At 31.9% G+C, this 21696-nt stretch carries 20 protein-coding genes; 11 read left to right on the forward strand and 9 right to left on the reverse strand.

Annotated features, from left to right (window positions below; all coding sequences use genetic code 11):
- The first annotated feature begins 67 nt into the window (after positions 1-67).
- From Anndu_RS08390 to Anndu_RS08410, 5 genes are all read left to right on the forward strand, one after another.
- Positions 68-2110: a secretin N-terminal domain-containing protein gene (locus Anndu_RS08390; RefSeq protein ID WP_464103931.1), complete on the forward strand. Its 2043-nt coding sequence runs from the start codon at positions 68-70 to the stop codon at positions 2108-2110.
- 367 nt (positions 2111-2477) lie between these two features.
- Positions 2478-2759 (forward strand): HU family DNA-binding protein, encoded by a 282-nt coding sequence (locus Anndu_RS08395; RefSeq protein WP_464103932.1) that lies wholly within the window; start codon positions 2478-2480, stop codon positions 2757-2759.
- Positions 2760-2774: 15 nt separating this feature from the next.
- Positions 2775-3878 (forward strand): threonine-phosphate decarboxylase CobD, encoded by a 1104-nt coding sequence (cobD, locus tag Anndu_RS08400; RefSeq protein ID WP_464103933.1) that lies wholly within the window; start codon positions 2775-2777, stop codon positions 3876-3878.
- Positions 3875-5188 carry an FAD-dependent oxidoreductase gene (locus Anndu_RS08405; RefSeq protein ID WP_464103934.1) on the forward strand — a complete coding sequence of 438 codons (1314 nt, stop codon included), beginning with the start codon at positions 3875-3877 and terminating at the stop codon, positions 5186-5188. The genes cobD and Anndu_RS08405 overlap by 4 nt, the downstream gene beginning before the upstream one ends.
- 113 nt (positions 5189-5301) lie before the next feature.
- The gene (locus Anndu_RS08410) at positions 5302-7134 is read left to right on the forward strand and encodes a protein kinase domain-containing protein (protein WP_464103935.1); all 1833 of its coding nucleotides are present in this window, start codon (positions 5302-5304) and stop codon (positions 7132-7134) included.
- Positions 7135-7189: 55 nt separating this feature from the next.
- On the opposite strand, the gene Anndu_RS08415 is transcribed toward Anndu_RS08410, so the two are convergent.
- The gene (locus Anndu_RS08415) at positions 7190-8578 is read right to left on the reverse strand and encodes a slr1306 family protein (RefSeq protein ID WP_464103936.1); all 1389 of its coding nucleotides are present in this window, start codon (positions 8576-8578) and stop codon (positions 7190-7192) included.
- Positions 8579-8672: 94 nt separating this feature from the next.
- The gene (locus Anndu_RS08420; protein WP_464103937.1) at positions 8673-9149 is read right to left on the reverse strand and encodes a phosphate-starvation-inducible PsiE family protein; all 477 of its coding nucleotides are present in this window, start codon (positions 9147-9149) and stop codon (positions 8673-8675) included.
- Between the two features lie 249 nt (positions 9150-9398).
- On the opposite strand from Anndu_RS08420, the gene Anndu_RS08425 reads away from it, so the two are divergent.
- The 3 genes from Anndu_RS08425 (at position 9399) to Anndu_RS08435 (ending at position 12240) form a co-directional block, all read left to right on the forward strand.
- Positions 9399-10574 (forward strand): TRC40/GET3/ArsA family transport-energizing ATPase, encoded by a 1176-nt coding sequence (locus Anndu_RS08425; RefSeq protein WP_464103938.1) that lies wholly within the window; start codon positions 9399-9401, stop codon positions 10572-10574.
- A 183-nt stretch (positions 10575-10757) separates the two neighbouring features.
- The gene (locus tag Anndu_RS08430; RefSeq protein WP_464103939.1) at positions 10758-11396 is read left to right on the forward strand and encodes a hypothetical protein; all 639 of its coding nucleotides are present in this window, start codon (positions 10758-10760) and stop codon (positions 11394-11396) included.
- A 79-nt stretch (positions 11397-11475) separates the two neighbouring features.
- On the forward strand, positions 11476-12240 hold the full coding sequence (locus Anndu_RS08435; protein WP_464103940.1) for a pentapeptide repeat-containing protein: 765 nt from the start codon (positions 11476-11478) through the stop codon (positions 12238-12240).
- Between the two features lie 100 nt (positions 12241-12340).
- Here the strand turns inward: Anndu_RS08435 and Anndu_RS08440 are convergent, their stop codons facing one another.
- Both Anndu_RS08440 and Anndu_RS08445 read right to left on the reverse strand, forming a co-directional pair.
- Entirely contained in the window at positions 12341-13132 is a 792-nt protein-coding gene (locus tag Anndu_RS08440; protein ID WP_464103941.1) for a DUF1997 domain-containing protein, read from the reverse strand.
- Between the two features lie 84 nt (positions 13133-13216).
- Positions 13217-14608, reverse strand: a complete 1392-nt coding sequence (locus Anndu_RS08445) for an NAD-dependent malic enzyme (RefSeq protein ID WP_464103942.1) — start codon at positions 14606-14608, stop codon at positions 13217-13219.
- Between the two features lie 135 nt (positions 14609-14743).
- Here Anndu_RS08445 and Anndu_RS08450 point away from each other — a divergent pair, with 135 nt between their 5' ends.
- Entirely contained in the window at positions 14744-15001 is a 258-nt protein-coding gene (locus tag Anndu_RS08450; RefSeq protein WP_464103943.1) for a DUF3146 family protein, read from the forward strand.
- Here Anndu_RS08450 and Anndu_RS08455 read toward each other — a convergent pair.
- The 3 genes from Anndu_RS08455 to Anndu_RS08465 form a co-directional block, all read right to left on the reverse strand.
- On the reverse strand, positions 14998-15465 hold the full coding sequence (locus tag Anndu_RS08455; protein WP_464103944.1) for a YbjN domain-containing protein: 468 nt from the start codon (positions 15463-15465) through the stop codon (positions 14998-15000). The genes Anndu_RS08450 and Anndu_RS08455 overlap by 4 nt on opposite strands.
- A gap of 123 nt (positions 15466-15588) precedes the next feature.
- Positions 15589-16797 carry a glycosyltransferase gene (locus Anndu_RS08460; RefSeq protein ID WP_464103945.1) on the reverse strand — a complete coding sequence of 403 codons (1209 nt, stop codon included), beginning with the start codon at positions 16795-16797 and terminating at the stop codon, positions 15589-15591.
- A gap of 118 nt (positions 16798-16915) precedes the next feature.
- On the reverse strand, positions 16916-17866 hold the full coding sequence (locus Anndu_RS08465; protein ID WP_464103946.1) for a hypothetical protein: 951 nt from the start codon (positions 17864-17866) through the stop codon (positions 16916-16918).
- A 293-nt stretch (positions 17867-18159) separates the two neighbouring features.
- Here Anndu_RS08465 and Anndu_RS08470 point away from each other — a divergent pair, with 293 nt between their 5' ends.
- Complete coding sequence (locus Anndu_RS08470) at positions 18160-18372, forward strand: hypothetical protein (protein ID WP_464103947.1); 213 nt, start codon at positions 18160-18162, stop codon at positions 18370-18372.
- An 85-nt stretch (positions 18373-18457) separates the two neighbouring features.
- On the opposite strand, the gene Anndu_RS08475 is transcribed toward Anndu_RS08470, so the two are convergent.
- On the reverse strand, positions 18458-18979 hold the full coding sequence (locus tag Anndu_RS08475; protein WP_464103948.1) for a thermonuclease family protein: 522 nt from the start codon (positions 18977-18979) through the stop codon (positions 18458-18460).
- Between the two features lie 246 nt (positions 18980-19225).
- On the opposite strand from Anndu_RS08475, the gene tyrS reads away from it, so the two are divergent.
- Positions 19226-20446, forward strand: a complete 1221-nt coding sequence (gene tyrS / locus Anndu_RS08480) for a tyrosine--tRNA ligase (RefSeq protein WP_464103949.1) — start codon at positions 19226-19228, stop codon at positions 20444-20446.
- A 70-nt stretch (positions 20447-20516) separates the two neighbouring features.
- On the opposite strand, the gene Anndu_RS08485 is transcribed toward tyrS, so the two are convergent.
- Positions 20517-21599 (reverse strand): ABC transporter substrate-binding protein, encoded by a 1083-nt coding sequence (locus tag Anndu_RS08485; RefSeq protein WP_464103950.1) that lies wholly within the window; start codon positions 21597-21599, stop codon positions 20517-20519.
- Positions 21600-21696: the final 97 nt, after the last annotated feature.

Genomic DNA, 21696 nt, shown 5'->3' on the forward strand with positions numbered 1-21696 from the left:
TTTAACTAATTACAAATTTTTTTATTTTTAAATTAAATAATCATCTTATTTGGTTGAGGAGTCTTCCGTGAAATATCATCAAAAACCGATTCATCTTTTAACGGTGGTTGCCACTGTTTTATCTGCTGTTAATCCGGCTTTAGCCAGTAATCTTGAGTTAACCTTAGTAGAATTAGAGTCTCATCAAAATGTGACTCAACAAGCCTTGGATCATCAAGAAAATCAATCGCCCTCTGTGATCGCTCAAGCTCAAACCAATATTCCCACTGAGACTGATACACCACAACCAGAGGTATTATTTCCTAATCCTGAAATCATCATTGATGGTAGACCTGCCCCCACAGCCAACCCGATTCAACCAGTAGCTCCTGTACCCCCTTTCCTCCCTAGAGCGGTTGCTCCTCCGGTTGGTGATATTGCCGTATCTAATATTGATTCATCGCCCACCTATGTGGAGCTAGGTACATCGGCCAGAGTACCGAGATTAGTTTTAAGGGAAGCTCCGGTGCAAGAAGTTTTAAATTTATTGGCAAGGGCGGCTGACTTGAATGTGGTTTATACCGCAGGAGGTGAAGGAACGACCTCTAATATTACTTTAGATTTAGAAAATGAATCGGTACAGGATGTCTTTAATTCCGTTTTAATTGTTTCCGGTTTACAAGCTACCCGTAGAGGCAGAACCATTTTTATTGGAGCTACACTACCACCTCAAGCAAGGGATTTAGTTACTCGTAGTTTTCGACTCAATCAAGTTAAAGTGGATGAAGCTAACACTTTTTTGACAAACATGGTAGAGGAGGAAGGTCTCCTAGCGGGAATGCAAATTGTTAATGATCCACGCTTAAATGCTATTACTTTAATTGGTGAACCTCGTCAAATTGAAATGGCCAGTAAATTTTTAGTACAGTTAGATGCCCGTCAAAGACAAGTAGCGGTTAATGTGAAGATTGTGGATGTTAACCTACTTAATACGGAAAATGTTAATACTAGCTTTTCTTTTGGCATTGGTGAAAACTTTTTTGCGGTGAATAATGGATCTTTAGCAGGAAATTTTGGGCCTTTTACACCTGCTCCGGGGGCTTCAACTAATGGGATTAGTCCGCCTTTTTTTCCTAATCCATTTTCTGGGACATCTACTTATATTGATCTTGCCAGTAGAACTGGGATCATTCCAGATACTGGGATAGATACTTTAAATACCACTCAATTAACCACAACAGATATTTTAGGCAACACCACCAGTAATAGCACTCAGACTTTAACTCAAGGGCCAGATGTAAGTTTTTATAATCGCTTTCCGTTTATTTCCAGTGATCCTTATGAAATAAGAATTACAGATATCACAGAAGGAACACCCACCACTACTACCACAACCAGTACTGTTACTCCCACAACTTCGACTAATACAAGCACTTTTTCACAGGGGACGGAAGGAAGCATTACTCAGTCAGTTGCTTCTTTAATCAGATATCCCAGTCGTTTCCTTGCCTCTTTAAACACTCAAATCACTAATGGTAGTGCCAAAATTCTCACTGATCCCACTCTTGTGATCCAATCAGGACAAACAGCCAATATTAACTTAACTCAAGAGGTTTTTGGCGGTTTTGAATTGAGACGAGAAGTAGTGGAAAATGTCAGTACCACTGTTAGTCAACCGATTATTAAACAAGCTGGTCTTCAATTAAATATTCAAATTGAAGGGATTGATGATAATGGTTTTGTTACTTTACAAGTAAGGCCAACCGTTTCCTCTCCCGGTAATAGTGTGAGTACACCTGATGGTGCTATTACCTTAATTCAATCTCGAACTCTTGACTCTGGTTCGGTTCGGATGCGTGATGGTCAAACTTTAATCTTAGCAGGGATTATTCAGGAATCCGATCGATCTTCAGTTACAAAAGTACCAATTTTGGGCGATATTCCGATTTTAGGGGCTTTATTTAGAAGTTCTAGCACTACTCGTCAAAGAAATGAGGTTATTGTCTTAGTTACTCCTCAAATTCTTGATGACTCGGAACAGGCGGGTTGGGGTTATAATTATGTACCCGGACAGGAAGCCCGTGAAATCTTAGAAGATCGTGGTTTTTATGTCCCCACCCCTGAGTTTTAATGTTGAATTTTTATTCTTAAAGTTATGGTCTTGTCCCCCTCGCCCTTGGGAGAGGGGGCTTATTTTCAAATTTTTGTTAATTTTTTGATCTAATTTAATTTTTGTTACAATTTTAAAATTGCCTCAAATGCTTATATAATGAGCATTTAAGCCATTAAGATCAAAGAATATTAAATTTTTGGTTTGAAAAATACAAAAAAGTAAGACAAATTTAATAATTTAAGTGATCCAATTTGAACAAATAAAGATTAGAATAAATTTGGTAAACTATGATTGTATAGGTATTTCAACCATAAAACTTTACATATACTAATAGATAGTTTATAAATCAAAACATTACTGAAAATCTAAAAAGGAGATTCATAAAATGAATAAAGGAGAATTAGTTGATCAGGTTGCAAAAAAAGCAGGTGTCACCAAAAAAGCGGCTGAACAAATTGTGACGGCAATTGTTGATACTGTGATGGAAACTGTTGCTGATGGTGAAAAAGTGACCTTAGTTGGTTTTGGTACTTTTGAACCCCGTGAACGCAAGGCACGGGAAGGGCGCAACCCCAAAACTGGCGATAAAATGGAAATTCCGGCTACCACTGTTCCGGCTTTCTCGGCGGGTAAGTTGTTCAAGGAAAAAGTCGCCCCTGCTGACTAATTTTATCTTAAGTTGGTGACTTTTAATCATCCTATTCATGGCGGAAATTTGAGTTGGGCTTCCTCGATCGCAGGTTGTCCAATTTCCTCTATTTTGGATTTTTCGGCTAGTATTAATCCCCTCGGTATTCCTCACAGTGCGCTCTCCACAATTCACAATAGTTTACATCAATTAGTTAATTATCCTGATTGTAACTACATAAACCTCAGAACTTGTTTGGCTCAGTATCATCAGATTGACCCTGATTATATTTTACCCGGCAATGGCTCGGCGGAGTTATTAAGTTATGTGGGCAGGGAATTGGCAGAAACTGATTTAACATATCTTTTAACTCCGGCTTTTAATGATTATATCAGAGCTTTAAATGCTTTCAATGGGAAAATAAAGCCTTGTTTAATCCATTTAAGTGATTGTTTCTCGAAAGAAGGGGAGTTATTGAGTGATTTACCTTTAAGTTTTACTCAAACAAAATTTAAGAAAAATTCAAGTTTTATCCTTAATAATCCTCATAATCCTACGGGTAAATTATTTAAAAAAGATCAGATTAAAAATTATTTAGATCAATTTACTTTAGTAGTAATAGATGAGGCTTTTATGGATTTTTTACCGGAGGATCACCAGCAAAGTTTAATTTCTTTAGTGCCTGATCATCCCAATCTCATTATCTTGCGATCGCTGACAAAATTTTATAGTATTCCGGGCTTAAGGATCGGCTATGCGATCGCCCATCCCGATCGCCTCAAAGGATGGAAAAAATGGCGTGATCCTTGGAGTGTCAATATTTTAGCGGATCTGGTAGCTCAAACGGTGATTCAAGATCAAGAATTTCGGGAAAAAACATTAAATTGGCTACCCCCCACAAGAATAAAATTAGAAGAAGAATTAAGCAAAATAAAAGGATTATTTCCGATGAAAAGTAGTGTTAATTTTCTATTAGTTAAAACTCAATTTTCTAGTTTAAAATTACAGGAAAATTTGTTAAAAAATTATCGAATTTTAATTAGAGACTGCCTTAGTTTTCCCGAATTAGGTGATAATTTTTTTAGAATTGCTGTTAAACTAGAAAAGCATAATCAAGAATTATTAAATGCCTTAAAAGAATTGACAAATCACCAATGACTAATTTTGATCTGGTAATTATTAGTAATAGTTTAGAAGGGAGATCGGCGGCCAAAAAGGCTGTTAAACTTAACTATCGAGTTGCACTGGTAGAATGGCCATTTACTTGTGGTTGGCCTAGTAATGAAAGAATTTTGATTGATGGCTTAATTCATTTTGCTAAGATTAAAAATAATTTTCAAAATGAAGGGGAAATGGGCTTTAATTTTGATCAAAATTTCATCTTAAACCCTAATTTTCAAGAAATTTTAGCATATATTCAAGAACAGATTATTACTTTAGAAAATGAAAATTCTTTAGCTATTTTATCTGCTTTAGGGGTTGATTTGATTCAATCAACAGGGGCATTTTTTCAAAAGCCTCGCCTTAATTTTACCACAGAAAATCGTCAATTTTTTGGTAAAAATTATTTAATCACAATAGAAAATAATGATTTTTTACCAAAATTACCAGATTTTACCCCAATTAATTATTTAACTTTAAAAGATTTATTTGTACAAGAAAAATTAAGTGATCTTAAGCAAAATATTACAATTTTTGCTGAAAATAGTTTGGGAATTGAATTAGCTTATAGTTTAGCAATTTTAGGCAAAGATATTACTTTAATTATGGCGGAAAATACAATTTTACCCTGTGAAGATGTTAGTATTTCCGCTTATATTCAAGCCATGTTAGAGGCAAAAGGAGTTAAAATTTTAACCGATAGTAAGATTAGTCAAATTAAGAAAATTGATCAAACAATTTGGCTTCAAGCTGGAGATCAAGCTATAGAAATTGATGATTTTATTTATGTTGATCAAAAGATAACTAATCTTAATCAGTTTAATTTTGAAAGTGTTAAGGTTAAGTTTGAAAATCAAAGTATTATTGTTAATCAACAATTACAAACCACTAATCGAAAAATTTATGCTTGTGGTAGTATTATTGGGGGTTATAATAATTTTAATATTACTACTAATGAAACAAAAATTGCTCTGAAAAATATTAAATCTAATTTTCTTTTTTCACATAATATTAATTATTATTATTTACCCTATCAAATTTTAAATTATCCTAATTGTGCTAGGGTAGGATTAACGGAAAAACAAGCCAGAAATTATGATCATAATTTAATTATTATTGAAGATACTAATGTTAATTTATTTAATCAATTATTTAATCCAATATTTTTTGCGAAAAATCTTGATTATTTCAAATTAATTTTGACGAAAAATCAAGAAATTTTAGGAGTACATTTAATTGGAGAAAATGCTGATCAATTAATTAATATTTTTGCTTTAGCAATGGCCAATAAGATTAAAATTTTTTAACTTTATTCTCATTAAATTTTAATTAAATGATAAATTTTTGTTAAGAAAAATCAAATTTTTGCTAATTTTTAGATAGAATTATCTTAGTAAATCTTCAAAATGATTTTTAATCTATGAGTTACTGTCTTAATCCCCACTGTAAACATCCAGAAAATACGGATCAACATCAATTTTGTATTAGTTGTGGGAGTAAACTTTGGCTAGGTGATCGCTATAGAATTATTCGGCCTTTAACTAAAGGAAAAACTTTTTTAGGAAGGGATGAACTCGATTTTAAAAAATCTTTTTGTATTATTAAACAAATTGATCATCGTTTTAATCTTAATAATTTACAACAATCCCAATTAGAATTTGAAAAAGAAGCCTTAAAATTAAAAGAAATTTCCCAACATCCTCAAATACCAAATTTACTGGCTTATTTCACTCCTACGCCCCAACAAACTTACGGAAATTTACCAATTTTAGTGCAGGAATATATTGAAGGAGAATCAATTAATCAGGAAATTTTTGATGAAAAAAGTATTATTGAATTATTAAAAAATATTTTAAGTATTTTACAATTTATTCATCAACATAATATTTTACATCGTGACATTAATCCATCTAATATTATTAGAAAAAAAGATTCAAAAGAATTAATTTTAGTTGATTTTAGCACCGCTAAAATAACAAGTAAAACGGCTTTAGCCAAAACCGGAACAGTGATCGGCTCCGCCGCTTATACCGCCCCCGAACAATTACGAGGAAAAACCGAATTTGCTAGTGATATTTATAGTTTAGGTGTCACTTGTATTAATTTGTTAACGGGAATGCACCCCTTTGATTTATTTAGTAGTTTAGACGGAATTTCAGTCTGGAAAGATTATTTAACTGAAGCAATTAATTCAAAATTAATTAATATTATTAATAAAATGATCGCCGATAAAATTTCCCAAAGATACCAGTCAGCTTTAGAAGTTTTAACGGAATTATCTATTTTAACGGGGGAAAAAAATCTAGGTTTATCATTTAAAATTGAACCCAAAAAAGCCCAATTACCAGATAATTTTTTAAATCCTAGTTGGCAATGTACTAAAACTTTGAACGGTCATTTAAACTCAATTCATAGTTTAATTTTTAATGCAGATGGTAATATTTTAATTAGTGCTAGTGCGGATCAAACTTTAAAAATTTGGGAAGTTAATCAACAACAAGAATTAAAAACTTTGAGGGGTCATCAAAGTATTATTGAAAGTGTGATTTTTACCCCCGATCAAAAATTTTTAATTAGTGCAAGTTGGGATTATACGATTAAAATTTGGGCTAGTCAAACAGGGGAATATATTACCCAATTTAAAGATCATAATGGTTGGATTAACTGTTTAACAATTAGTAACAATGGTAAATTTTTAATTAGTGGTAGTACGGATCAAACTTTAAAAATTTGGGAGTTACCAGAAGGGGTTATTAAATTTAATTTAAAATTAGAAAATAACTATATTAAAAGTTTAGCTTTTTCTCCGGTTGATCAACTATTTGCAACGGGTAATAATCAAGGTGTGATTGTGATTAGGGAACTAAATACTGCTAAAGAAATTATGAAATTAGAAGGTCATCAAAGTATTATTAATAGTTTAGTTTTTAGCCCTAGTGGTCAATTATTATTTAGTGCAAGTGGTGATCAAACTATTAAAATTTGGAACATAAAAACGGGTAAATTATTAAATAATTTAACAGGTCATAACGGAGAAATTAACTGTATTGCCCTTAATAATCAGGGAAATTTATTAATTAGTGGTAGTGCTGATCAAACTATTAGAATTTGGCAACCAAGTACGGGGGAATTATTAACAAATTTAGTAGGTCATTCTTCAGGAGTAAAAGCTATTGCGATCCATCCTCAAAAAATGCTTTTTGCTAGTGGTTCTCAAGATAAATCTATTAAAATTTGGCAATTTAATAATTAATTAAACCTACTAAATTAAACCAATTAAATCATTAAAAATTTAATTTAAAAAACTTTTAAACAGACTTAAATTTTAAAGTTTGCTTAACAAAATTAAGTAAAAAATCTGAGCGTTGATTTTGTTGGAAAACTTGTTTAATTTTTTCTCCTAATTGTTCTAAATTAAGATTAGTTTCTTGAGGATTAAAACAGTCTTGTTCTTGATAATATTCAATCAAACTTAATCCTGCTAATCGGGTTAAATAGGCCGCACTAATGGCTTGAATTGTACCTCCTGCCACATAAGTTATTGCATTAGTTTTAAGGAGATTACTGATAGTTTGGGTGGATATTTCTACTAATCCTAATTTTACCATTAATTTACCCATAATACTACCTAAATTTTGACCCTGTTCTAAGGTGAATTTCTGTTGATAAATTTCGCTTAAATCTATTAATAATTGTCCATTAATGGCGGCCGTTGCTAATAGATCTAAACTCGAAATTGGATTAGCAAAAGTTGTGCCGGCCGCTATGAATTGATATTTTTCGATTAATGGTAAACTAATTTCTTTTCTAATTTGATTTAATTTTTCTTTAATTTTTTGCTTAAAGAAAAAGGCATTACGCCAAGATTTTTCTAGGTTTAATTGTTCAGTTTCTTGAGTTAAAATTGACTGTAAATGATTAAGTAAATTATCAATTTGTGGGGTTTGTTCTTCTAAATATTCGTTAATTTGACCATCTTTTTGATACTGTTTAACTTTAATGGGTAGGGGTTGACAAGCAATATCTAAAATATCAGTTTCAGCAATTAAATTTTTAACTCTTTGTTTAATTTGTTGTAAAATTAAAAATTTTTCTTCAGCTAAATAACGATCAACTTTATTTAAAATTAAGATTACTCGATAATTAATCCCTTTTAATTGTTGAATTAATTGCCATTGACTATCGGTTAAATCCCCATTAATTATATATAAAATTAAATCAATATTTTCTTGATTATTGTCTCTAAAATTATCCTCTAAATTTTCTGTAAAAATTATATTATGTTGTGATTTTAAGTGATTTTTTAATAATGCTTTTAAGGAAGTTTTACCTGTATATTTACCCCCAATAATTGTTATATTTAAAGCCTCTTGCTTCATCAAATTATCTAATTGATTAAATTGGGATTTCAAATCAATTAAAAGATTATTTTCTGCCTCTTTTTCTAAGATTTGAAAAGCCGTTTTAGTCTCTTTAATTATCTGATTGAGATCGGCCTGAGTTAAAGATTTTATGGGAAGATCATTAGTCGTAATTTTTGCTTTTTTGCGTAACAACCATAAGCCACCTCCCAAGGCGATCGTGCTTAAAATACTAAGATCTTCCAAGGGGAAAGAGAAAAAATGTAAATTATTTAAAGCCCATAGCCCCACTGAAAGAGTAATACCACCGATTAAAATTGGTTTTGATTTTTGCATAATTGATTGATCCTTTTGACAGAAGATTAGTTAAAATTAAATCATATTTTCTATTTTAAACTATATATTGATTTCTTAAAAAATTAATTTTAATTTAAGAATGAGGATCATTATTATTATTCATTCTTTTAATTAACCAGTAACTACCAGCTAAACATAAAGTAGCAATACCAAGCGCAATTAAATCATTAGAATCATATTTACTGGTATCAAAAATAATTACTTTTCTAGCAACGGCAATTAAAGCCGTAACTAACACTAATTCCACTTGAACAATTTGTTTTCTAATATAAGAAGTAATATTTTCTAATAATTCTAAAGCAATTAATAAATGCAAAAATAAGCCAAAAATTTCGATTAATTCCTTATCTAAAAATTTTGAAGCTTTATGGTTTAATAGATCTTGAATTAAAAGTAATAATAAATCCAATAAAGAAACAAAAATAATAATAATTAAAGCCACAGATAGGACTTTAGAAACGATATTTTCTAAAAGATGAATAAATTTCATAAAACCTTCATCTTTAAATAAAAATTTAATCTCTCTTAACCAATCTTCTGATTTTTTCATGATTTAAAATAATAAATAAGTTTAACCAAAGCAATTGTTAATTATTAATTGTCAATGGTCAATTGTCAACTGAGAAAAAAGAAGTTTAATCTTGTTACCAATAACAAATGGGAAATAATCAATAACAAAACCGTTGATTTTTGTTGGCAAATTGATTAGAATTATCTATTATATTAAATATTGTAAATTTTTTCTCATTTTTAATTAAATTTTAACTTTAATTCCCGCAAAAGCAAATCAAGAAAAACTATGCGCGTAATTTTAATGACTGGAAAAGGAGGGGTGGGTAAAACCTCTGTGGCGGCGGCAACTGGCTTACGTTGTGCTGAATTGGGCTATCGTACCCTTGTACTAAGTACAGATCCGGCTCACTCTTTAGCAGATAGTTTTGATCTGGAGTTAAGCCATGATCCCAAATTAGTCAAAAATAACCTTTGGGGGGCTGAGTTAGACGCTTTAATGGAGTTAGAGGGTAACTGGGGGGCTGTCAAACGCTACATTACCCAAGTCTTACAGGCAAGGGGCTTAGATGGCGTTCAAGCTGAAGAATTGGCAATTTTGCCCGGAATGGACGAAATTTTCGGTTTAGTGCGCATGAAACGCCATTATGATGACGGAGACTTTGATATTCTCATCATTGATTCTGCACCCACTGGCACAGCCTTACGTTTATTAAGTTTACCAGAGGTGGGGGGCTGGTATATGAGAAGATTTTACAAACCGTTACAAGGGATGTCGGCGGCTTTACGCCCTTTATTTGAGCCAATTTTCAAGCCTTTAACCGGATTCTCCCTCCCTGATAATGAGGTTATGGATGCACCTTATGAGTTTTATCAGCAAATCGAGGCTTTAGAAAAGGTTTTAACGGATAATCAACAAACTTCTGTGCGTTTGGTGATGAATCCTGAAAAAATGGTAATTAAGGAATCTTTGCGCGCCCATGCTTATTTAAGTTTATATAATGTGGCTACGGATTTAGTAATTGCTAATAGAATTATTCCAGAGGAAGTTAACGATCCATTTTTCCAAAAATGGAAAGAAAATCAACAAATTTATAAGCAAGAAATCTACGATAATTTTCATCCTTTACCGATTAAAGAAGTGCCTCTTTATTCTGAAGAAATGTGTGGGATTCCTGCTTTAGAAAGATTAAAAGAAACTTTATATCAAGATGAGGATCCTTCTAAAGTTTATTATGCAGAAAATACGGTTAAAGTGGTGCAGGAAAATCATCAATATAGTTTAGAATTGTATTTACCAAATATTCCAAAAGAGCAAGTTCAATTAAATAAAACGGGTGATGAATTAAATGTTAGAATTGGTAATCATCGCCGTAATTTAGTTTTACCTCAAGCTTTAGCGGCGCTTAAACCTTCGGGGGCGAAAATGGAGGATGATTATTTAAAAATTAAGTTTAGTAATTAATTTATTAGTTATTGGTTGTTAGTTGTTGGTTATTAGATAAAATTAATTTTTAATAAAAATTTTGCCAAAAACATGAGTTAATTTTACCCTGATATGATTTAATAATTGAAGATACGGATTAATCAGGCCGTATTAAAAATACAAATCACGAATAACCAATAACAAATAACCAGTAACAAAAAAATGGGTATAGAATTAAGAAGTTATGTTTTTATTGATAGTTTACAACCTCAACACGCCTCTTATATTGGCACAGTTGCTTTAGGTTTTTTGCCATTACCTGGAGACTCATCTTTATGGATTGAAATTTCACCCGGAATTGAAATAAATCGCATTACAGATATTGCTTTAAAATCAAATTTTGTGCGTCCGGGAGTGCAATTTATTGATCGTTTATATGGTCTTTTAGAAATACATTCATCCCGTCAAGGCGAAACTAGAAGTGCGGGAAAAGCGATCTTAGATGCGTTAGGAATGACGGAAAAAGATCGTATTAAACCTCGTATTATTTCCAGTCAAATTATTAGAAATATAGATGCCCATCAAGCTCAGTTAATTAATCGCACTAGAAGGGGACAATTATTATTAGCAGGACAAACTTTATATATATTAGAAGTAGAGCCGGCCGCCTACGCTTCTTTAGCGGCCAATGAGGCGGAAAAATATGCTAATATTAATATTCTACAAGTTACTTCTGTAGGCAGTTTTGGCCGTGTTTATCTAGGTGGTGAAGAAAGGGATATTTTAGCAGGATCTAGGGCGGCTTTAGCGGCGATCGAGAATGTTTCTGGGCGGGATAATACGACTAAAAAATATGAATAGTTTGGTTATTTGTTATTGGTCATTTGTCAATTATTAATTATCAATTATCCATTATTAATCATCTCTTATTAATTTATTTATGGCAAATCAAAATCATTTAGAAAATTTAAAAAAAGGTGCTGTCAATTGGATCGCATGGCGTAAAACTTCATCGGAAAAACTTGATCTGAGTAATAGTAATTTAGAGGGCTTTAACTTAAGGGGTTTTGAGTTAAGTTATGGCAATTTAAAACAAGTTAATCTTAATTTTGCTAAATTAATTCAAACTAATTTAAGTAATAGTGATATAAGTAATAGTATGTTAATTAATGCCCAATTAATAGATGCTAATTTAACAAATACTCAATTAATTAATTCTAATTTACAAGGGGTAAATTTACAGGGAGCTAATTTAACAAAAACTAATTTTATAGGAACAAATTTAAGTTTTGCTAATTTTTTTGAAGCCAATTTTAGTCAAACAAATTTAATTGGTACATCCTTAAGATTAGCTAATTTAAAACAAGTTAATCTGGCAAAAATTAAGTTAATGCGTAGTAATTTAAGTGAAGCTAATTTAAGTGAAGCTAACTTAATTGAAGCGGATCTAACAGGGGCAATTTTACATGAAACCGACTTAATGGGTGCAATTTTATATCAAACAATTTTCCATAAAGCTAATTTAGTAAATGCCCATTTATCTAAAGCTTATTTATGGGGCGCAGACTTAAGTTATGCTAATTTAACTAATGCAGATTTAAGAAATACTAATTTAACTAATGCTAATTTAATAGGGGCTAATTTAACAGGCGTAAAGTTAAGAGGAGCAATTTTAACTAATACCAAATTACCCAAAAATTGGTAAAAATTTTTATCAGTTGACAATTAACAATTGCTTAATTAAGTTTATAATTTTACTTTTTTTTAGTAGAGGTAATTGTCAATTGTTGAAATTATTTTAAAATTTATTCTTCCTCTAAAATTATTTCATCTTGAGCAAATGAATCAAAATTGATCCGATGAAATCTGCGCCCGATTTTAGAGGGTAAAGGTAGGCTAAAGCGATCATGAAAGTCTTTTTGTACTTTATAAGTTAAACGTGGAGAAACTTGTTTAATAATTTCCGCTAAAACTCGATCGCCCGTTTTTTGGATGAAATTAATCGGTAATTTATAAATAAATTTAGGAAATTGTACAGATACAAATAGATGTAATTGCCATTTTACCTGAGTAATTATGGTGGGTAAATCTGTTATTTTATGTTTTTTATAACTTTCTTTTAACCCAGGATAACTTTCATGGGCGGGAACTTCCGATAATTGCATCGAGGCCTGATAGTCTACGGTGTAACCAGGAGGAGTATAATTAGGAACAGGCACACTATACATATCATAAATGCAATTTTGGGGAGGCTCTAAAATTACCGCCATTTTCGGTTCAACTTCATAACCTAAAGCTCCGAAACGTCCGATCGTCAAAATATAACCGTTTTCCCCTAAAGGTTCAGCCCTCATGGGTTGGGCGCAACGACAAAACCAGCCCTCATGTTGTCTTAAATATTCAGCCACGATCTCAAGTTCGCTATACATTTCCATACAACCCTCAAAATGGGTTTCAAAATTGAGACAAGGGCGGTTAATTTCAATTGATTCTTCTTGGGGTTGCCCTTGAGTTGGGTTTAACTCTTGAGAGTCTGAAGTGGTTTGTGATGGTAATTCTGAAAATGGCGAATTGATCATAATTTGTTCATTAGTCATTGATGTTTAATCATTCTTAAATAATCTATTTTTCAATAGAGATTATTGTCAATTGTCAATTGTCCATTGTCCATTATTAAAAGTTTATTCTCTGGCTAAACCTTCCTCTTGAGCGGCCAAACGGACGGCCGAGGCTACGGTAGTGGCAACTCTGGGATCAAAAACGGAAGGAACAATATGCTCTCGATCGAGTTGATCAGGGGAAACCAAAGAGGCGATCGCCTTGGCCGCACAGAGAAACATATAGGGGGAAAAACGAGAAGCACGACAGTCTAAAGCACCTCGAAAAATCCCCGGAAAGGCCAAGACGTTATTAATTTGGTTAGGATAGTCACTACGCCCCGTTGCCATCACGGCCACATAGTCACTAATTAATTCCGGTTGAATTTCTGGGATGGGGTTGGCCATGGCAAAAACAATGGGATCTTGAGCCATCGAATAAACCATTTCAGGGCTAACACACTTAGCACTGCTTACCCCTAAAAACACATCCGCCCCTTTCATCGCATCGGCTAAAGTACCCGTCAGATCAACCGCAAATTCTTGTTTTTGGGGGTTTAAATCCGTTCTGGATTTTGCTAAAATTCCTTTAGAATCACAAAGAATAATTTGAGTAACTCCCGCTTTTTGTAAAAGTTGAGCGATGGCAATACCGGCCGCTCCCGCCCCATTGATTACAATTTTAATGTCTTCAAGGTTTTTCTTAACTAATTTGAGGGCATTGTAAAGAGCCGCAAGGGAAACAACCGCCGTCCCATGTTGATCATCGTGGAAAATGGGAACATCTAACTGTTCTTGTAAGCGTTTTTCAATTTCAAAACAACGAGGCGCACTAATATCTTCAAGATTAACACCGCCAAAGACCGGAATAATATTTTTTACCGTTTCAATAATTTGATCCGTGTCTTGGGTATCAAGACAAATGGGAAAAGCGTCAATATTAGCAAATTCTTTAAATAACATGGCTTTGCCTTCCATCACGGGTAAAGCGGCCTGCGCCCCTAAATTTCCCAAGCCTAAAACCGCACTTCCATCGGTAACGATCGCCACCGTATTGCGTTTGATGGTTAAAGAATAAACTTGTTCAGGCTCCTGAGCGATGGCCTTACAAATACGCCCTACCCCCGGAGTATAAGCCATCGCCAGATCCGACTGAGAAGTAAAGGAAATTCGGCTAGTAACATGAATTTTCCCCCCACGATGGAGATCAAAAGTGCGATCGTAAACTTTTAAAATTTCCACTTCAGGTAAAGCTTTGACGGCTTGGGTAATATCTTCGGCTTGTTCACTGCTGGCCGCATCTACTACAAATTCCCGTTCAATTGATTTAAGATTACTAGAAATCAGAGAAACTTGTCCCATACTGCCACCCACACTGGCGATCGCCTGTGCGATCATGGCTAACATTCCGGTACGGTTGGGGGCTTTAATTCTTAGGGTTACACTATAGCTTGGGTTAGGGGTAAGATTTACCATAATAATTCAAAAATTAAAAGTATTATCAATATAATTAAGATTACTATATCAGCTATCTATCATTAATTGACAATTGGTTATTTGTCATTTGTCATTTCTTAATCATCAATTATCCATTATTAATTATCCATTATTATGACTGGTCTTGCCGAAACAATTGTTTATGTAAGAATTACTCAATATTCATGGTCACAGGGAAAAATTGCTGGAGAAATTGAAGCCGGAAGTTATCAATGGCAATTTCAATGGCGTTTTCGACAGAAAAAATTATTAATTAATCCCACTTTAGGACGCTCTTTAATTTTAGAACCTTTTAGCCGTTTTTTAGAGCGTTATGATTATCAATTAGAATTAGGTGGAGATTATCAATTTACGATTAAAGCTCAATTTTAACTTGCGCCAAATTGTTGTTTTAAAATTTCATCATTATCATCAGCAATAGTCGCAACTAAAATAATAGCACGGGAAATTTCTCCGGGGGATAATTCTGATACAATTCGTTGAGATAAAAGAATAACTTGATTATTACAAATACCAAAACAAGTTTCAAAAGTTTCAGTCCAATTCATTTCTAAAATTCTTTTCATTAAGCCTTGTTCGTCTTGGGCAGGTAAACTTAAAACTGGCGACCAAACTGTTAATAAATCTTCATCAGTTTCTCCTGTTAATTGGACAAAAACATCCACACTTCCATATTGAAATTTCCAAATTATACCTTCATTTGTATAATTGACCATTGCACTTTTATTCTGTGCTAAACTAGCGATTACTGTTTCAATAACTTCACGATGAGAAGTGTTATTTTCAACAGCATTTTGCTCTAAAATAGCATTGATTTCTAAATCATTAACAGTCATGGTTTTTTCTCCTAAATTTAACTAATAAATTTAATGCTAATTGTATTTTAGTCTATTATAGCAATAAGTAGCAATAAGTGATTAATTGAGAATTTTTTAATTATTTTAATTATTAGGTCAACTTTATTCATTGTCAATTGTTTGATAAACTCGCCCTTTCCATGATCCTCCTTGCCCTTGCCAATGTTTTAGGGCTGAGTCTATAGTCATTAAAGTATATAAAAGGGCGATCACTGGTAATAAAAATGTATAAATTAAAGGACAATGATAAAGTTTAATTGTGGGATAATAACTAATAGTTATTAATAAATAACCCATTAGAGCAATGATCGTTATTAACAAATTATTTAAACTTAATCCGATCAAAATAAATAGGGGTGGAACTAAATAAACTAAACTCATGGCTATCACCGTACCGATTAATAATAATACAGAGTAATTTAACTGAGTATAGGCGGTACGGGCTACCATGTCCCAAATAGATTTTAAGGAAGAATAGGAGCGCAAACTAATATTTTTTTTACTTAAACCTAACCAAATATTTTGAGATTTTGTTGGATTTTTTTTAAGATAATTTTTGACATTTTGAGCCAGAGAACAATCATCAATTAAAGCATTTTTAATGCAACTAATACTGCCTATATTCTCTAAAATATCCCTGCGAATTAAAATACAACCTCCGGCGGCCGCCCCTATTTTTTTATTAAAATTATTTACCCATTCAAAGGGATATAACTTTTGAAAAAAATAAATAAAAGCCGGAATTAATAATTTTTCCCAAAAACTTTCACATCTTAATTGTACCATCGCCGAAACTAAAGCTAATTGTTTACTTTCAGCTAAATTAATTAAACTACTTAAACTATGTAGATCATGTTGAATATCAGCATCAGTTAATAAATAATAATCGGGAAGATCAGGTAAATTTTGAGCATAATTAATACCTTGATTAACTGCCCAAAGTTTACCACTCCAGCCCTTTTCTAAAGATACTCCTGAAATGATTTTTAAAAGATGATTAGACTTGATCTTTTTAACCGTTTCTTGTGCTATTTGTTCTGTTTGATCCGTACTTTGATCATTTATTAAAATTAAAGAAAATTGACCTTGATAATCTTGTTTTAAGAGAGAAGATAGGGAAATATTAATCACTTCTTCTTCATTTCTTGCGGGAATAATACCACAAACAGAGGGATATTTTTTTAAAGTTAAATTATTAAATTTATGGTGATTTAACCTTTGATTACATAACCAAAAATTTCCCCTAAAAAATAATAAATATAACCAAATAAAACAGGATATACTAACAATAATTAATAAAATAGTTTCCATAAATAATAATTTAATAAATTTCAATTGATCTTAGGTTATTATTAAAACATAATACTACAAAAAGTCGAGGATTTTTAAAATCCCCAACTTTTGAAGTAAGGGTATTATCAATTAATAATTAAAAACTTTTTCTTCTCCATTTATTTAATTGATTTTCTCCAAAATTAGCCACTGATCTTAAACTACTAATTTCCTGTTGTAAATTATTAATTTTAGCCTCATATTTTTGAATTTGATCCTGTAAAGTTAAATCAATTTCAGTTTGAGTTTTTAAAAACTCTTTTTGTTGATTAATCGTAGCTTGTAATACCATTATTTTTTGAATTTTATTATTATTATCTTCTAACGCTAAAGCATAAGAATAATTAGCTTCTGTTAATAAATTTTGACTTGTATGTAATTCTTGTTGTAACAAATTAACTCGATTAACTGCGATCTGTAAATTAGTTTTAAGCCTAGTAATTTCTTGATTTAATAGCTTAATTTCTTCTATTTTTTCTCTACTTTCTCTTTCAAAAATTGTTAAATGTTGATCATTAAAAGTAAATTTTTGATGATTTAACTGTTTTGTTAATTTCTCAATTTCTTGATCCTTTAAATTTAATTCTCGATGCAAATTTTCAAATTTTAAATCAATTTCATGATAATTTTTTTGTAATTCATTTAACTGTTTTTGAAAATAAGCAACTAATAAACTTTTTTCTTGCAATTGTTTAATTAAATTAGCTTGATCTTGAGTTAAAACCGGATCAAAATTAGCATTAATTTCTAAATATTCACTCGAAAGATCCTGTATATTTTTCACTATAATTTGAGGTTTTTGGCGAGAATTATGATCACTAGAAATATTAGTTATTTCTAAATTAATCTCAGGAGAATGATCACTTAATTCTATTTGAATTATACCTAGAATAATTTGATTAATTAATTCAGATTTAGATAGATTTAATTTTTTTTCAATTTGATTTAATAATTCTAGGCTTGTAGATGTCAAAGAAAGTTCTATTTTTGATTTTTTACCCTGATCTTGACGTGACAAAAACTGATGATAATGTTTTTTTCTTCCCATTTTGATTAATCCTCATACTAAAATTTAATATTTTATACTTAATAATTTAAGAGTTTTTATATTATAACAGATCCTTTTCCATTACTCGTTAATTTATTTTACAATTTGATACATTTAACTAATAATTGTAAAGATTTAAGTCATATTTTAAGCTTTGGTAAATCTTGTTTCAGTTTATGTCTTTTTTTACTATTTTAGAAAAAAAATAAGTTAGAGTAAAATAATAAATCTATTTTGATTAGAAAAATCAAACTTTTATGAAATAAATTAATTAGCGGAGGGAAAAAATAATTATGACTCCATCTATGTTACGTCAACTTTGGGCATTAGTAGAAAACACTCAGGCCAAATTATTATTAGATTTTGATGATTCTACTTTAGTAGATTGGTTATTAAATCAATTAAATCAAGAAAAATCTCTCAATCATCAAGAATCTGATCTATTTAGCAAATATATTCGTAGTCGTATTTCTTTAATTAGAGAATTAGCTGAACAAAGAGCATAAAATAAATTAAATTAAATTAATAAAATTAATTAATTATTTATTATCATAAATTGTTAATCTTAAATTTAAAAGTTTTAATTATTAATTATAATGTTTCTCTAAATGGGGCTTTTTGTTGCCAAATTCCTAGTTCCATTAATCGTGCATATTGCTGACTATTAAGTAAACGATCGCAGTATTGATCTTTGAGATTAATTGAGGTAACATTTTTGGGTAAAATGGGAGAACAAGGCTCAACAATTGCCCATCCTTCCTTAACTATTTGTTGATTAATTAGTTGATTTTCATACCAAATAAAGCCCCAAAAATTACCATATTGATCCGGTTTTTCCTGCTCTAATTGTAACCTTAAATTTAAAGATTGGGGATTAGAAGTTAACAATTGTTCGAGTTTTTTTTGAGCAAAATTTCCCCAAGGTTTTTGTTTTAATTCTGGGGCTTTGATCCCCATTAATCTAACTTTTTCTACGGTAGTATTTCCGCCTTTAGTCCATAAAATTTCAATTAAATTCCCACTAATTACCCGTTGAAAATTAACGGGAATACCCTCAATTTTAGGCGGAGATTGACAACCAGTTAAGAAAAAGATTAAACTAAAAGTTATCATTAATTTGATTAAGTTAAAACTTCTAAACATGATTATTTATTGATCGGATTTTTTGAGAAAATTATGTTAAATAATTGACAGTGGACAAGGGATAATTGACAATTATTTTTACTTAAAAGTAGAGGATTAAAAATAAAGAAAACTTGTTATATTTTTGCTCAGTTTAGCATTTTTAAACCTGATTAAACAATTATATTATATAATTTTAATTGTAGTAATTTTAATTTTAAGTTTGCATTTTTGATTATGTCTAATTTTAATTTACCTAATGAATTTCAATGGTTAGAAAGAGGAATTAATGATTTATTTCCCCATCAGCCCCACTCAGATGATGGCAATGAAAATTTAATCCAACGCTTAAAACAATGCGATCGCCCCTTAAGAGTAAAGTTAGGCATCGATCCCACCGCCTCAGATATTCATTTAGGCCATAGCATTCCTTTCCGCAAACTGAGGGCATTTCAAGACGCAGGCCATACCGCCGTCTTAATTATAGGGGATTTTACCGCCCAGATCGGCGATCCCACCGGAAAATCAGAAGTGCGCCGCCAACTAACGGCCGAAGAAGTAAAAAATAATGCGCAGGATTATCTGACTCAGTTACGTCCGATTTTAGACTTTGATACCCCCGGCCGTTTAGAAATTCGCTATAACTCAGAATGGCTCAGAACTCTTGATTTAGGTAAAATAGGTGAGTTATTATCCACCATGACAGTGGGGCAAATGTTAGCTAAAGAAGGCTTTGCTGAAAGATATGAGAAAGAAACACCCATTTATTTACATGAGTTTTTATACCCTTTAATGCAGGGTTATGACTCTGTGGCGGTGGAAGCGGATGTAGAATTAGGGGGAACTGATCAGAAATTTAATATAGCAGTTGGTAGGGATTTACAGAGGTATTTTGGATTAACTCCTCAATTTGGCCTATTAATGCCAATTTTATTAGGGGTAAATGGTAAGCAAAAAATGTCTAAATCATTGGGAAATTATGTAGGATTAAAAGAAGATGCCCTTTCTATGTATCAAAAATTGCAAAATATTCCAGATTCAATTATTAAAGAATATTTTGAATTACTAACAAATATTCCCTTAGATCAACTATCAGAAAATCCAAGGGAATGTCAAAAACAATTAGCTTTAGAAATTGTTAGTCAATATCATGGAAAAGAGAAGGCGTTACAAGCAAAAGAAACGGCGGAAAATGTAGTTTTACAAGCGAAAACTGAAGGGGAATCTTTACCTGAATTTTCCTTAACAAAGATTGAGTTTCCCGCACCTTTATATTATGTTTTATCTGCTTGTAAATTATGTGCTAGTAGTGGGGAAGGCCGCCGACAAATTCAAGGGGGAGCAGTGCGTTTAGAAGGGGAAAAAATTGATGATGTTAATTATAAATTTGAGTCAATTGATCAGTTAAAAAATAAGGTTTTACAAGTAGGTAAAAAGAAAATGATTAGATTAGTTTAATCACGATCACATTGCTAAATTTTCCTAAATTAGTTGTCAAAAATCGGGGATTAAATTAATCCCCGATTTGTTAACCACTGGTTAATAAAGTCCAATAACGATCGTAAAGATCTGTAATTTCATCATTGAGAGGGCTTAAACCCTCACTAAGAGATAAACCCGGATTAGGAGGAAAGAGAGTTGCATTTTCCTGTAATTCTTTGGGCAAGAGTTTAAAAGCCTCTTGGTTAGCGGTAGCAAAACTCATTCTTTGACAAATATCGGCGGAAATTTCCGGTTGTAACATAAAATTAATCCATTGATAAGCCCCTTCAATATTGGGGGCTGTTTTTGGGATGACAAGGGTATCAGCCCATAAAGATGAGCCACTAGCAGGTAAAACATATTTTAAATCTGGATTTTCTCCGATTAATTCACTTGCATCGGAAGAATAACACATAGCTATTAATAAATCTCCTGCTAAAATTTGATCTCGCCAAGCATCGGAGGTAAAGGAAGCGATCGAATTTTTTAATTCTTTTAATTTATTAAATGCCTGTTCAATTTCTTTAGGATTATTAGAATTATAAGAATAACCCAACATTTTTAGGGTTGCACCCATCACCTCTCTGGGATCATTAAGTAAGGTAAATTTTTTCTTGAGACTGTCTTTATTTTCCCATAAATAATCCCAGTCGTAGGGGGCTTGGTTAAGGGTTTTACTATTATAAATTAAGCCCGTTGTCCCCCAACTGACGGGGATACTATGACGATTATCTTGATCATAATAGGGGCTTAAAAATTGGGGAAAAAGTTGCTTTAAACCCACAATTTTTGTTTGATCTAATTCCAATAATAGATTTAAGTCTATCATTTGACGAACCATATAATCACTAGGATAGATAATACTATAACCACCGCCACCACTAGCTTGAAATCTGGCTAACATGGCCTCATTGGAATCAAAAACATCGGCGATCGCCGAGATCTTAGTTTGTGTTTGAAAGCGATTGAGCAGATCATCATCCGTATATCCCGCCCAAGTATAAATATAAAGCAGATCAGCCGAAACATTAGGGGAACTGACATTGGCAAGTCTCCAGCCACAACTAGATAAAGCCATGCCAGACATTGCACAAAGGGAGGTTTTTAGAAACTGACGACGAGTAAACATTGTTAGTTATTGGTTATTTGTTATTGGTTATTTGTTATTAGTTATTGATCATTTGTCATTACTTCTTACTTCCCACTTCCCACTTTCCACTTCCCAC

The sequence above is a fragment of the Annamia dubia NIES-4383 genome, assembly GCF_055394725.1.

Bases quoted from the DNA above. Each gene is read 5' to 3' on its own strand.
- Anndu_RS08445 (WP_464103942.1), bottom strand. From the start codon at position 14,608: ATGGTAAATCTTACCCCTAACCCAAGCTATAGTGTAACCCTAAGAATT.
- Anndu_RS08395 (WP_464103932.1), top strand. From the start codon at position 2,478: ATGAATAAAGGAGAATTAGTTGATCAGGTTGCAAAAAAAGCAGGTGTC.
- Anndu_RS08470 (WP_464103947.1), top strand. From the start codon at position 18,160: ATGACTCCATCTATGTTACGTCAACTTTGGGCATTAGTAGAAAACACT.
- Anndu_RS08435 (WP_464103940.1), top strand. From the start codon at position 11,476: ATGGCAAATCAAAATCATTTAGAAAATTTAAAAAAAGGTGCTGTCAAT.
- Anndu_RS08425 (WP_464103938.1), top strand. From the start codon at position 9,399: ATGCGCGTAATTTTAATGACTGGAAAAGGAGGGGTGGGTAAAACCTCT.
- Anndu_RS08440 (WP_464103941.1), bottom strand. From the start codon at position 13,132: ATGACTAATGAACAAATTATGATCAATTCGCCATTTTCAGAATTACCA.
- Anndu_RS08450 (WP_464103943.1), top strand. From the start codon at position 14,744: ATGACTGGTCTTGCCGAAACAATTGTTTATGTAAGAATTACTCAATAT.
- Anndu_RS08485 (WP_464103950.1), bottom strand. From the start codon at position 21,599: ATGTTTACTCGTCGTCAGTTTCTAAAAACCTCCCTTTGTGCAATGTCT.
- Anndu_RS08415 (WP_464103936.1), bottom strand. From the start codon at position 8,578: ATGCAAAAATCAAAACCAATTTTAATCGGTGGTATTACTCTTTCAGTG.
- Anndu_RS08465 (WP_464103946.1), bottom strand. From the start codon at position 17,866: ATGGGAAGAAAAAAACATTATCATCAGTTTTTGTCACGTCAAGATCAG.
- Anndu_RS08430 (WP_464103939.1), top strand. From the start codon at position 10,758: ATGGGTATAGAATTAAGAAGTTATGTTTTTATTGATAGTTTACAACCT.
- Anndu_RS08410 (WP_464103935.1), top strand. From the start codon at position 5,302: ATGAGTTACTGTCTTAATCCCCACTGTAAACATCCAGAAAATACGGAT.
- Anndu_RS08405 (WP_464103934.1), top strand. From the start codon at position 3,875: ATGACTAATTTTGATCTGGTAATTATTAGTAATAGTTTAGAAGGGAGA.
- Anndu_RS08460 (WP_464103945.1), bottom strand. From the start codon at position 16,797: ATGGAAACTATTTTATTAATTATTGTTAGTATATCCTGTTTTATTTGG.
- Anndu_RS08475 (WP_464103948.1), bottom strand. From the start codon at position 18,979: ATGATAACTTTTAGTTTAATCTTTTTCTTAACTGGTTGTCAATCTCCG.
- Anndu_RS08455 (WP_464103944.1), bottom strand. From the start codon at position 15,465: ATGACTGTTAATGATTTAGAAATCAATGCTATTTTAGAGCAAAATGCT.
- Anndu_RS08420 (WP_464103937.1), bottom strand. From the start codon at position 9,149: ATGAAAAAATCAGAAGATTGGTTAAGAGAGATTAAATTTTTATTTAAA.
- tyrS (WP_464103949.1), top strand. From the start codon at position 19,226: ATGTCTAATTTTAATTTACCTAATGAATTTCAATGGTTAGAAAGAGGA.